Source organism: Candidatus Methylomicrobium oryzae (assembly GCF_016745425.1).
Classification (GTDB): Bacteria; Pseudomonadota; Gammaproteobacteria; order Methylococcales; family Methylomonadaceae; genus Methylomicrobium; species Methylomicrobium oryzae.
Genome location: NZ_JAERVK010000002.1, coordinates 321408 through 333541 on the forward strand (window position 1 = coordinate 321408; position 12134 = coordinate 333541).

Below are 12134 nucleotides of genomic sequence, written 5' to 3' on the forward strand. Positions count from 1 at the left end.
CTTTTTTCTCGCCGTATTTTGTTATCTCACGGTAAACAAATCGATCGAAGCACTTCAAATCGACTAGGTTCTAGTGGTATATTGCGCCGGTTAACGCGTTAGTCACGGCATAGACCGGAACAGGAGAGTTAGATAATGAATAATAAAGGCGTCGATAAGTCTAAGCGCCAGTTTTTAACCTCGGCGCTGACCGTAGTGGGGGCGGTCGGCACGGGTTATTTAGCGGTACCCTTTCTTGCCCAGATGCAGCCCAGCGTAAAGGCGATGGCAGCGGGGGCGCCTGTCGAGGTGGACATCAGCAAGATGGAGCCCGGCCAACTGCTCCGTGTGGCCTGGCGAGGCAAGCCGGTCTGGATCCTGAAGCGCACGCCCGAGGTGTTGGCGACGCTGAAAACGCTGGACAACGAGCTGCGCGATCCGATGTCCGAGGAGTCGATTCAGCCTGACTACAGCAAAAATCTCTACCGCTCCCTGAAGCCCGAAATATTCGTCGCGATCGGTATCTGTACCCACCTGGGCTGCTCTCCGACGTTCAGGCCCGAAATTGCGCCCGCCGACCTTGGCGATAAATGGAAAGGCGGTTTCTTCTGTCCTTGCCACGGTTCCTGGTTCGATCTGGCCGGCCGCGTTTACCGCGGTGTGCCTGCGCCGACCAATCTGGAGATTCCTCCCTACCGGTATGTGACCGAAAACCAACTGATCATTGGTGAATCCAGCCAAGGAGCAAGCGCATGAAACCTTCACGTCTGTCTTTGTTCGGCGAGTGGATCCTCGAACGCTTTCCGATCACTAAGATCTGGGAAGAGCACATGGCGCATTACTATGCGCCGAAAAACTTCAATTTCTGGTATTTCTTCGGATCGCTGGCGCTTCTGGTATTAGTCAACCAGATCATTACCGGCATCCTGCTGACGATGAACTACAAGCCGGATGCGGAACTGGCATTCGATTCGGTCGAATACATCATGCGCGAGGTGAACTGGGGCTGGCTGATCCGCTACATGCACTCGACCGGCGCCTCCGCGTTCTTTATCGTGGTTTACCTGCACATGTTCCGGGGGATCATCTACGGCTCGTTCAAGCATCCGCGCGAGCTGATCTGGATCTTCGGCATGTTCATTTTCGTCGCCCTGATGGCCGAGGCCTTCATGGGCTATCTGCTGCCGTGGGGCCAAATGTCCTACTGGGGCGCGCAGGTGATCATTTCGCTGTTCAGCGCGATTCCGGTGATCGGCGAGGACCTGTCGCTGTGGATTCGCGGCGATTACGTGATCTCCGATGCGACCCTGAACCGCTTTTTCGCGTTCCACGTGATCGCGGTGCCGCTGGTGCTGGTGATGCTGGTGTTCCTGCACATCGTTGCGCTGCATGAAGTCGGCTCGAACAATCCGGACGGCGTCGAAATCAAGAAACAGAAAGATGCCAAGGGCATTCCGCTCGACGGGATTCCGTTTCATCCTTACTATACGGTCAAAGACATCGTCGGCGTGGCGGCGTTTTTGATCTTCTTTTCGGTGGTGATCTTCTACATGCCGGAATTGAACGGCTTTTTCCTGGAGCATGCGAACTTTATCCCGGCCGATCCGATGAAGACGCCGGAACATATCGCGCCGGTCTGGTATTTCACGCCGTTCTATTCGATTTTGCGTGCGATCCCGGACAAATTCGCCGGCGTGATCGGCATGGGCGGCGCGATCGTCGTGCTGTTTTTTCTGCCCTGGCTCGATCGCGGCAGGGTCAAATCGGTCCGCTACCGTGGAGGCATTTATAAAAAAGCGCTGTTCCTGTTTGTGGTCAGCTTTCTGACGCTCGGCTATCTGGGCACCCAGCCGCCGACCCCCGTCGCAAGCATCATCGCACGGATCTGTACCGCGATCTATTTCGGCTTCTTCCTGCTGATGCCGATCTATACGCGCTGGGAAAAATTGAAGCCGGTGCCGACGCGGGTCACTTCTCAGCCGAGTCTTGACGACCGCCTTCAGGCGCTGAAGAAAGTCTATGAAGAGGTCACTTTTGTGGCGCCGTTGTCCAAACCGGTTGCATCGCCGCTGGTTAAATGTACCTTTTTGAGAAGACGGCTGAATCCTGCCGGCGTTCGCAGTGTCGCCAAGCGCTTTGTCAAAACCCTCAAAACGAGCCTCGATTGATATGAGAAGAATAATAACATTACTGCTGTTTTGCGCGTTGTCGGTTAATGGATACGCGTCGGAAGGCGTCGAACTGCAAGCGGCAAGTATCGATCTGTCAGATAAGCAATCCCTGCAGCGCGGCGCAAAAACCTTTGTGACTTACTGCCTCGGATGCCATTCGCTCAAATATATGCGCTACAAACGCCTGGCGCAGGATTTCGGGCTCGACGAAAAGAAGATGCTCACCCAGATCGCGCCGCAGAATGCCAGCATCTACGACAAGATGTTCACCGCGATGAACAAGCATGACGCGGAAAAATGGTTCGGCATCCAGCCGCCCGATTTATCGCTGATCGCCCGCTCGCGTGGCACCGACTGGCTGTACAGCTATCTGAAAGGCTTCTATGTCGATAAAAGCAAGGCTTTGGGCGTTAATAACGCGGTGTTTCCCGATGTCGGCATGCCGAATGTATTCTGGCAACTGCAAGGCCAGCAGCAAGCGGTAGTCAACATGGTCGAAGGCAAACAGATCGTCGAAGGCCTGGTGCTCGACAAGCCCGGCACTTTGTCCGAAAAAGAGTTTGATGACCTGGTGAACGATCTTGTAAATTTTCTGGCATATGTCGGGGAACCCATGCAACTGGAGCGAGTCAGTCTAGGCAAGTATGTGCTGCTTTACCTGTTCATGTTCCTGGGTATCGCCTATGTGCTCAAAAAGGAGTACTGGAAGGACGTGCATTAAGCGAGCGACTCGGCATAGCGGTCCCGCATACTCTGGGCGATTCGAGTTCCGCGTCGCCCAAAGCCGCGTCCTTGAATGTTATAATGCCTCATTTCAGCGTTTAGTACGTTCAAAAGAGGTTCTTGATTAGTGACCAATTTATTTAGTAATAAATCTGTGATGACTCTATTCTCTTCTCCAACATGCGCAATGAGCCATTCCGTTCGCTTTGTATTACACGAGAAAGCGATCGTCGCAGACATCGAATACTATGATCCAGCCAATCCGCCCGAGGATTTGCTCGAACTGAACCCGACCGGCGTGTCGCCGACTTTGGTGGAACGCGATCTGGTACTTTACGATTCACGGATCATCATGGAATACCTGGACGAGCGTTTTCCGCATCCGCCCTTGCACCAGATGGACCCGGTATCCCGCGCCAACGCAAGAATGCTGATCAAACGAATCGATCAGGACTGGTATCAGCTGCTCGATGAAATTTTGTACTCCGGCGAGAAAAAATCCGCCCGCGCGAAAAAAATGCTCAAGGAAAGCCTGCTGGCATCCGCGCCGATCTTTGCGGCCCGGCCGTTCTTCATGAGCGACGAGTTTTCGCTGATCGACTGCGCGCTGGCGCCTCTGTTGTGGCGCCTGCCGATGGTGGGCATTGATGTCTCGACTCCGAACGAGGCGATCACCAATTATGCCGAGCGCATTTTCAGACGCCCTGCATTCAAGCGTAGCCTGAGCGACGCCGAAAAAGACATGGCGCAACTCCCGAAATGACTCCATTGAAGCCTTACCTGATCCGCTCGATCTACGAGTGGATTACCGACAACGGCCTGACACCGTACCTTCTGGTCAATGCCGAACATCCCGGTGCGCTTGTGCCGAACGAATTCGTGGAAGGCGGGAGGATCGTCCTGAACGTGCGTCCGGAGGCGGTCCAGGGTTTGTCGCTCGGCAATGACCAGATCGAGTTCAACGCGCGTTTCGGCGGTATCGCCAAGCACATTTTTGTGCCGGTCCGAGCCGTTCTGGCGATTTATGCCAAAGAAAACGGCAAAGGGATGATCTTCGATCCCGAAGAAGAAATTGAAGACGATACGCCGCCCGAAACGCCGGATACCCGCCCTCCGACAGGCAGGCCGCGACTGAAAGTCGTCAAATAAAGCGGAAAAGATTGGAATTTATTAAAATATCCATTATAATTCCGCTCCTATTCTCTAGTTGATCAATCAACGCGGGGGGGTTAGCTCAGTTGGTAGAGCAGTGGACTCTTAATCCATAGGTCCAGGGTTCGAGTCCCTGACCCCCCACCAATTAAAACAGGATCTTATTTGACTGTCAGGCTCTTCATATGATTGAGGAGGCTGGCATGGCGTCGCTAGACGCTTAGCATCAGCAGCTTGTTCCGATTCTTCCTATTTTCAATCTTCTCTCCCTTCTTCTCCGTCAAGGTCCGGATCTGAGTTTGCCTTTTAAAAATTATCCGAGTCCGATATTGATCGGCAGCAACTAAAGTGCAGCTTATCGTACAGAATGTTTTGAATTAGCAATGCCTGTCCTAAACCGGCTGTATTCAGAGTATACGTTCATCGGCAGGGGATGGCTTACGGTTTGCACTCAGCCTCTTCCGGTCAACCTGAGCTTCAGGTTCGCCTTGCCAGATAAGTCATTTTGTTAAGCTCCCCTGTTACTTTGTGCGCTTCCGCACAGATATTTCCCTTTGTTCAGCCTAAGCTTTGGTTCAATCGCTTTTAAGAGGGTAGGAGAGACAGTTTCACAGACTCAAATCCGGCCAAAACCGGCGATTTTTACTTCATTACCAAACTTATTGAGAGGGATGGCAAGTGAGGTTATGAATCTGGATCAAGGGACAAGTTCATCAATGTCCAAGTATTAATTAGTCACATAAGGAGATCATGGCTATGAACTTTAGAGCAGTGTTACACCTATCATTGGCGATCTGCGGGTTTCTGTCGATTTTTACTTTAAGTGAAGTGCGAGCCAGTTCGGATATGGGGCAGAAATCCGGAGCGACTACGAAAAACCACCCGAGTAAAAAAGTAAAGACGGCCGTTAGTTTTACCGAAAGCTGGAATGAAAAACTCGCTTGTACGGGCTCAAGTGCCCAGGGAGATTTTGATTGTGAAACTTATTCAAATGGGAAGTTCAACGTCAAGGTAATCATTCCTGCAGCGAACTTTGGCAGTGCAATTGATCCCAGCCAGTTTAATGAGGATACGGAATTCGATATAAGATTGGGCAACTATTTGTTTAGCGCTACTTTGGGCAACGCCGACGCCTATGTACCTGGGGCTACGAAGGCTACTTTTACGCTGGCCGATGACCGATGCACTGCTGAAGATATTAACGGCGAACTTGTTTGTCCAACGAAAGCATATGAAACGATTCAAATAAAGATGAAGCCGGAGCAAGTAACTGTCTCCATCTCCGCAATCACGGGGTCGGATGCCAACGGAAATACCTTCGAAGATCCTATCGAGGCCGACATCTACGAGGATGAACCTACCGGAGCCGTGTCGGATACCATACCGTTCGAGATGAATCTGGGCAGTCTCAGCGTATTCACCGATACATTGCCGGTAGCTGGCTCAGTGGTAACCAGGGATGTGACCGACAAAAACGGATTCGAAGATACATTGTCTAAAATTCGTATTAAGGGAAAACTTCCGGCGGCCGATTTGACATCCGCCCCGCCTCTCCAATAAACCGTTTTTTAGAGGGATTTGATAGGGGGCCTCCAATGCCCGTTAAGTTAACGGCATTGAGAGGAGCTCCCTTCAGGCATTCCAGAACCGGAAATTCGGGATTTTCAAACAGTCTCTGAGGCAAAAACGAGTGATCTCTTCTTGAGTCTGAATAGTCCATAAAACAATTCGGGTACGGCAAATTGAGCTTTACCCGTTTGACCACTCACCTTCTAAATGTCCAAGTGCGCGTTTCTTTACAGTCATTCGCCCTGTATGGGGAAATGATCCCGGCTCACTTAGCATGTCTGTAATGTATACTCACCTTGAAAAGAAGTTTGAGCGGCGAACGCCAGCCTTGACAATGCGCTGTTATAAAACGTATGGTAACCGCATCCAGATCATATTGGCTAAACGAAAAGGAGAATCCCCGTGATCGAAGGCGGCTGCTTCTGTCAAAACATACGCTACGCGCTCGACGACGGCAAATATCCGTCGGCGGACTGTCACTGCACCATGTGCAGACGTATTCACTCGGCTCCGTATGTTACTTGGCTTGTGGTTCCGATAGAGAAATTCCGCTATACCGCGGGTACGCCCAAAGCGCTCAAGTCGTCCACCAACGGCACGCGATACTTTTGCCCATCGTGCGGCAGTCATATCGCCTGTGTTAACACCGAACACCCCGACATTATCGATATTCCCGTAGGAAGCCTCGACAATCCGGAAATGGCACCTCCTAGCGGAGAAATATTCGGAGATACCCGTCTACCCTGGCTTCCCCACCCTGCCGCTTAAGGATCGATATCTTCCACCCGCTGTGCAAGCGGACGTTTTTGCGCTCCATGCCCGAGGAGTAGTCCGGGTGCAGCGAAGCAAAATCCGAAAAGGCTCGACAACAAATTAGGGGTCTGCATTTTCAATATAAAGTCGCGGTGCAAAATGCAGAGCCCTACCTTAATAAATAGTAGGGCAGGATCCGGCTTTACCGTCCTCGCTAGGCTATCCCGGACTCGAACTTTTCCGTTTGACCCAATTGATCAGCCCACCCGCCAGCACCATATCGACCACCTTGGGCGCCAATGGATGCTCGGTTTCATAAGCCTCATTTTTGGTCAGATTGATCACCCGGATGCGCTTTCCCTTTTGAATCGTCGCGCGCACGTCGGGAATCGATAGCCGGTCGCCCTGGCCGATTCGTTCCCAGTCTTCCGGATTCGCGAATATCAGCGGCAGGATGCCGAAATTGCTGAGGTTCTGCAGATGAATCCGGGCGAAGCTTTTCGCGATGACCACCTTCAAACCCAGAAAGCGGGGCGCCAGCGCGGCGTGCTCGCGGCTCGAACCCTGCCCGTAATTGGCCCCCCCGACCACGAACGAGCCCTGTTGTTGATATTCCATTGCCCTGTCGTAGTAAGTTTCGTCGACTTGGCTGAACACGAATTTGCTGATGGCCGGGATGTTGCTGCGGTACGGCAGCACCCTGGCACCGGCCGGCATGATTTCGTCGGTCGAAATGTCGTCCCCGACCTTCAGCAGCACCGGTCCTTCGAGCGCCTCGGGCATCGGCTCCAAGTCGGGCAATGGTTTGATATTGGGACCTTTTTCCAGGGAATAAGATTCGGCTTCCGTTTCCGGAGCAGGCGGAACCAGCATCGTGACATTCAATATCACCTCTGCCGGCTCGGTAATGCGGGGGTAAGGCATACCCAGAGTGCGCGGATCGGTGATTACCCCGGTCAGCGCCGAAGCGGCGGCGGTTTCCGGGCTGCATAGATACACCTGGTCTTCCTTGGTGCCCGAACGGCCCGGGAAATTGCGCGGCACGGTGCGCAGGCTGATCCGGCCCGAGGCCGGCGCCTGCCCCATCCCGATACAGCCGCCGCAGCCGGCCTGATGCAGGCGGGCGCCCGCATGGACCAGTTTCGCTAAGATACCCGTCGCGGTCATGTTTTCCAGGATCTGCCGCGAGGTTGGGTTCACGTCGAACGATACGCGGTCGTGCGCCTGTCTGCCGGCGACGATCCCGGCCGCGACCGCGAAGTCGCGAAGGCCCGGGTTGGCGGACGAGCCGATATAGGACTGGTAGATTTCCCGGCCCGCCACCTCGCGCACCGGCACCACGTTGCCGGGGCTGCTCGGCAGCGCGATCAAGGGCTCCAGCGCCGACAGGTCGATTTCTTCGTCTTCGTCGTATGCCGCATTTTCGTCGGCCAGCAGTTCCCGGAAGGCATCTTCACGGCCCTGGCTTCTCAAAAATTCCCTGACCGCCGCGTCGGCCGGAAACACGGTCGTGGTGGCGCCGAGCTCAGCGCCCATGTTGGCGATCACGTGGCGGTCCATCGCGCTCAAGTGTTTCAATCCGGGGCCGTAATATTCGACGATTTTGCCGAGTCCGCCGTCCACGTCGTGCCGGCGCAGCATTTCCAGAATCACGTCCTTCGCGCTGACCCAGTCGGGAAATTCCCCGGTCAGCTTGACGCCCCAGACTTTGGGCATTTTGACGTAAAACGGCTCGCCCGCCATCGCCATGGCGACCTCCAGCCCGCCGGCGCCGATCGCCAGCATGCCGAGCGAGCCGGCCGCACAGGTATGGCTGTCCGAGCCCAGTAAAGTTTTGCCGGGGACGCCGAAGCGCTCCATGTGCACCGGATGGCTGACCCCGTTGCCGGGACGGCTGTACCAGAGGCCGAACTTCTTGCAGGCGCTACGCAGGAACAGATGGTCGTCGGCGTTCTTGAAGTCTTCCTGCAGCAGGTTGTGGTCCACGTACTGGGCGGAAAGCTCGGTTCTGACGCGCGGAATACCGAGCGCTTCGAATTCCAGCATCACCAGCGTGCCGGTCGCGTCCTGGGTCAGCGTCTGGTCGATTTTCAGGCCGATCTCTTCGCCGGCGACCATCCGGCCTTCCGCCAGATGGCTTTCGACCAGCTTCTGCGTTACGTTTTTAGCCATCGCTTGGGCTCCGGTAGGACTATCAGGGCAACTCGACCGGCTCGCCGAGCACGTCGCGCACGTAAAGCATCTGCACCAGCACCATTGTGACCACCGCCAGGGGCGGCGCAAGCAAAAGCCCGAGAATGCCGAAGCCCGCCGCCATGATCAACTGGGCCGTCAGCAGCCAGGCCGGGGCCAGCGAGACGACTTTCTGATGAATGTAAGGAGTGATCCAATAGCTCTCGAGCGCCTGGATCACGGCATAGAGAATGACTACGTACAGCGCCGTCGATCCGCTCTCGGCCCAGCCCACCATTACCGCCGGTATCGCGGAGATCAGCGGCCCGATGATCGGCACGAACGTCAGTACGGCGGCGAGCGAGCCCAGGCTGAAGGCGAAAGGCACCCTTAACATGACCAGTCCGATAAAAGTCAGCACGCCAACGACAAACATCGATGCGAACCGCCCGGCCAGCCACCAGCGCAGCGCCTGCACGATCCTGTCGAAAGCTTCATGCACATGCGCCCGGCGGGGCTGGGGAAACAGGCGGGCGATGCTGTCAAGGTAGATTTGCGGCTCGGCAGCGAAGTAGAGGCCGAGTACGATTACGATCAGGAGACTGGCGACGGCCCCGAACGCGGTCGAAAAAATGCCGGCGATTTTTCCGAGCTGCCGGGGATCGGTCAGCGCATCACCAAGCTGGGATAAGGTATCCAGAAACAGCGGCCCCCAGGCGTATTGGCCGAGAGAAGTACGCAGCCGGTCCAGGGTTGACGGCAATTTCCGGGACAACTGATAAAACCCTTCGGCGATGTCGGGTCCGTACAGCAACAGGATCAGCACAGAGCCGCCCAGCAGCGCCAGCACTACCAGATTTAACGAAACCGTGGCGCTCAAATCCGTGTTTCGGCTGATCCACTCCGCCATTGCGCGTAAGAATACCGCCGACAGAATGCTCGCAAAAATCAGCAGAAGAATCTGGGCGACCTGCCACACCATCAGCAGCAGCGCAATCACCGTGGCGGCAGCGGTCGCCACGATCAACGTTCTTTTGGTCAGCAGGCCGTTCGTGCTGCGGAGCCCGAGCGGTTCCATTTCCATGGACTCGCCGGCCGGCGCCCTGACCTTGTCCCAGAAGCTCATGACACCTTCTCCACGAAGAACAGGGGGAATTTCACTTGCTCTCTCGTTCGCCGCATATCGCAAAAAACACCCTTCCGAGCCCATGGCTTTCCGTCCATAACGCCTCCTTAGCAAACCAAATTTCAACGGGGTTGTACTCGAAAAGACCCTGCCCTTAGATTGATCGTTCCAATTTCTTCGCCTCGATGAAGCGGCGTAAAGCGAAGAAACGTCCGAGCCTGTTGGGGCTGGAGATTCCTCGGCCTCATAGCCGCCTCGCTTCCCCTGGGGCGGATCGAGGCTGGGTGAGCCGCATGCGAAGCCGGTACGGGCTGCAAATAACCTCCTTTTTTCTCTGCCGCTTTCACAATTGTCGGCATCTTTACATTTTACCTGCCGGAATTGTCGCGAAATCGCCGCTGGAGGACGGGCTCTTTTGTTAACTCATTGAAAAAAACGCAATTCCGGCTCTATCGATGTTGGCCGCTATTTTGCTTACTGAAACTGGGATTTTTTTCCCGCTGTGATTTGATTTATTACGGAGTTATCAATGTCAGTCAAGATCATCAAAGATTTTTCCGAAAAGGCCAAAGCCGAGCCCGAACTTGGAGAAAAACTCAAAGCTTGCCTCAAAATCAAGGAATTACTGGCCCTGGCCAAAGAGTTTGGCTTTGAAATAGACGAGGTATCGTTATATCCGCCCAACGAGCCGCAATTTACCGAGGATCAGCTCTCGGAAAGGCTGGTCAAGGCCTTGCTCAGAGCATAGGTTTTACGGATACGAGCTTTTCGGACGGTACCGTTTGAAAAGCGTTGACGGACGCCTTCGATGAAGGGAGCCGGAGGCGTCATTGCAAATGGCCGTAAGGCGGCAAGCTTTGCAGTCTTGCGTCTTCCAGCGCTTCGCCGACGGTAAAGTGATACAGGCTTTGCCAGCGGTCGTCCGTCAATCCCAAAACGCCGTGCACCGCGTCATCGAAGAAACAGCCGATGCCGGTGCCGCGCACGCCGGCGGCCTCGGCTTCCAGGTACAGGATCTGGCCCAGTAGGCCGCATTCCCAAAACAATCGCCGATAGCGCCAGGGCTCCGCGTCGATATTGTCGGCAAACTGCGCCAGCATGCCCAGGCTGAAGGCGCTGTCGCTGGCAATGCTTTGGTGGCAAGACAGGGTCTTGGCGGCTTGCCGGACATTGCCGGCGAACAGCCGGTATAAGGCAAAAGGCGCCGCCACGGTTTCCCAGGCATACTCCTTCGAAAACGCCTGTCGAAATGCGTCTACGTCACCGGTACCGCGAGGCAGGAAATACAGGCCCGGCTCCAGGCTTTCCACCCGGTGCACGAACAGCAGAAAATGTACCTGCGGGGCCCAGTTCCAGGCGGTAAACGGCGGTTTGGCGTTCGGTAGTACGGCCTGTATGATCCGCTGAAAATCGGGCAGCGCCAGCGCTGCGGATCGGGAATCGAAGTGCTGGGCGCTCCGGCGTTGCCGGATCAGGCGGCCGGTCGGCAGGTTGTAGCTGACAGGCGGCAGCGGCCGAACAGGCGCTTGCCAGCGTTCGGCCGGCGTGGCCGGCTTTTGCGCGGCGTGGGCTACGTCATCGATGACGGGCCAGCGGTAAAAATGATACCGGCTCAAACGTTCGGCCTTGCCGAACCATCGGGCATGGCGCAGGCACTCCGACAGTTCGGTGGGCGCAAAACGGTCTGGGCTCGTGCTTGCATGTACGCGGCAGAATAAATCGGGCGCTTCCCGCTCGTGTTCGATGAAGTCTTCCGCTCTATCCAAGCCCAGCCAGCCGGCCAGGTCGGCATCGGCGGTTTCGCCGAGCAGTTCGATCCGCCAGCCCAGGCACGCGGCGGCATAGCTTAAGGCCGCCAGGGCATGGCCGGCGTCGTGCTGGCAATAGCGGAAAGCCCGCTCGCCGTATTTCCAGGCTTCGCGCCAGTGAATCGACGACAGTCCGATGTAGAGCGCCGGCTCGCTCTTTATAGGCTCGAAATGGCAGCGCCGCTCCAGCAAATGATCGTGGCTGAGATAGTGGTACACGCCGGCCGGTAAGGCCGAGGTTCCGGTGAAGATCAGATAAGCCTCGGTCGGATGCAGGTTGCCGCTGGAGGGATTGCAGCGCAGCGCCCAGCGGTCCGGACCGTACTGCTTCCAGGCCGAGAGCCCCAGGGCCAACTCCAGGAATAGGCCCAGCGAGTCCAGGTTCAGCGTCTGGGGTACGATCTTCTCCGGCCGGTCCAGGTCGCCGAACAGGCATTCGACCTCTCGGCCCGGCAGCGGCAACGGGACGGTATCGCAGCCTTCAAAGCGGCGGAAAGGATCGGGCTGATCCTCCCAATCCAGGGACGTCGGTCCTTTGGCATACGCGTCGAGTCGATGTTTGGTCCGCTGGTGGTAATGGAATACGGCTTTGCTTGCCGTAAGGCTGCTGCAGTTTTCGTCGGGCATGGTCGCGGCGGTAAAAGTATCGAACGAGGGAAACAGCTGGATTTTAGCGTTTTT

Annotated in this window: 11 protein-coding genes and 1 tRNA gene; 9 read left to right on the plus strand and 3 right to left on the minus strand. The window is 55.7% G+C overall.

What is annotated here, in order from left to right:
* The first annotated feature begins 135 nt into the window (after window positions 1-135).
* The 8 genes from petA (at window position 136) to JJL52_RS21720 (ending at window position 6362) form a co-directional block, all read left to right on the plus strand.
* Window positions 136-735, plus strand: coding sequence for a ubiquinol-cytochrome c reductase iron-sulfur subunit (petA, locus tag JJL52_RS03570; RefSeq protein WP_202051014.1), 600 nt, complete (start codon window positions 136-138; stop codon window positions 733-735).
* The gene (locus JJL52_RS03575) at window positions 732-2147 is read left to right on the plus strand and encodes a cytochrome b (protein WP_202051015.1); all 1416 of its coding nucleotides are present in this window, start codon (window positions 732-734) and stop codon (window positions 2145-2147) included. Before petA ends, JJL52_RS03575 begins: the two co-directional genes overlap by 4 nt.
* A gap of 1 nt (window position 2148) precedes the next feature.
* A complete protein-coding gene (locus JJL52_RS03580) occupies window positions 2149-2871 on the plus strand; it encodes a cytochrome c1 (protein WP_202051016.1) in 723 nt (240 codons plus the stop codon).
* A gap of 189 nt (window positions 2872-3060) precedes the next feature.
* Entirely contained in the window at window positions 3061-3636 is a 576-nt protein-coding gene (locus JJL52_RS03585) for a glutathione S-transferase N-terminal domain-containing protein (protein ID WP_236994017.1), read from the plus strand.
* Complete coding sequence (locus JJL52_RS03590) at window positions 3633-4022, plus strand: ClpXP protease specificity-enhancing factor (protein ID WP_202051018.1); 390 nt, start codon at window positions 3633-3635, stop codon at window positions 4020-4022. Before JJL52_RS03585 ends, JJL52_RS03590 begins: the two co-directional genes overlap by 4 nt.
* Before the next feature lie 74 nt (window positions 4023-4096).
* Window positions 4097-4172: transfer RNA gene (locus tag JJL52_RS03595), tRNA-Lys, on the plus strand.
* A gap of 609 nt (window positions 4173-4781) precedes the next feature.
* Window positions 4782-5585 carry a hypothetical protein gene (locus JJL52_RS03600; RefSeq protein WP_202051019.1) on the plus strand — a complete coding sequence of 268 codons (804 nt, stop codon included), beginning with the start codon at window positions 4782-4784 and terminating at the stop codon, window positions 5583-5585.
* Between the two features lie 411 nt (window positions 5586-5996).
* Window positions 5997-6362, plus strand: coding sequence for a GFA family protein (locus JJL52_RS21720; protein WP_202051020.1), 366 nt, complete (start codon window positions 5997-5999; stop codon window positions 6360-6362).
* Between the two features lie 204 nt (window positions 6363-6566).
* Here the strand turns inward: JJL52_RS21720 and JJL52_RS03610 are convergent, their stop codons facing one another.
* Complete coding sequence (locus JJL52_RS03610) at window positions 6567-8519, minus strand: aconitate hydratase (RefSeq protein WP_202051021.1); 1953 nt, start codon at window positions 8517-8519, stop codon at window positions 6567-6569.
* 22 nt (window positions 8520-8541) lie between these two features.
* Window positions 8542-9645, minus strand: a complete 1104-nt coding sequence (locus tag JJL52_RS03615) for an AI-2E family transporter (protein WP_202051022.1) — start codon at window positions 9643-9645, stop codon at window positions 8542-8544.
* A 529-nt stretch (window positions 9646-10174) separates the two neighbouring features.
* Between JJL52_RS03615 and JJL52_RS03620 the strand changes: the two genes are divergently transcribed.
* A complete protein-coding gene (locus JJL52_RS03620) occupies window positions 10175-10393 on the plus strand; it encodes a Nif11-like leader peptide family natural product precursor (RefSeq protein ID WP_202051023.1) in 219 nt (72 codons plus the stop codon).
* 79 nt (window positions 10394-10472) lie between these two features.
* Here the strand turns inward: JJL52_RS03620 and JJL52_RS03625 are convergent, their stop codons facing one another.
* Window positions 10473-12080 (minus strand): SagB/ThcOx family dehydrogenase, encoded by a 1608-nt coding sequence (locus JJL52_RS03625; protein ID WP_202051024.1) that lies wholly within the window; start codon window positions 12078-12080, stop codon window positions 10473-10475.
* Window positions 12081-12134 lie beyond the last annotated feature (54 nt).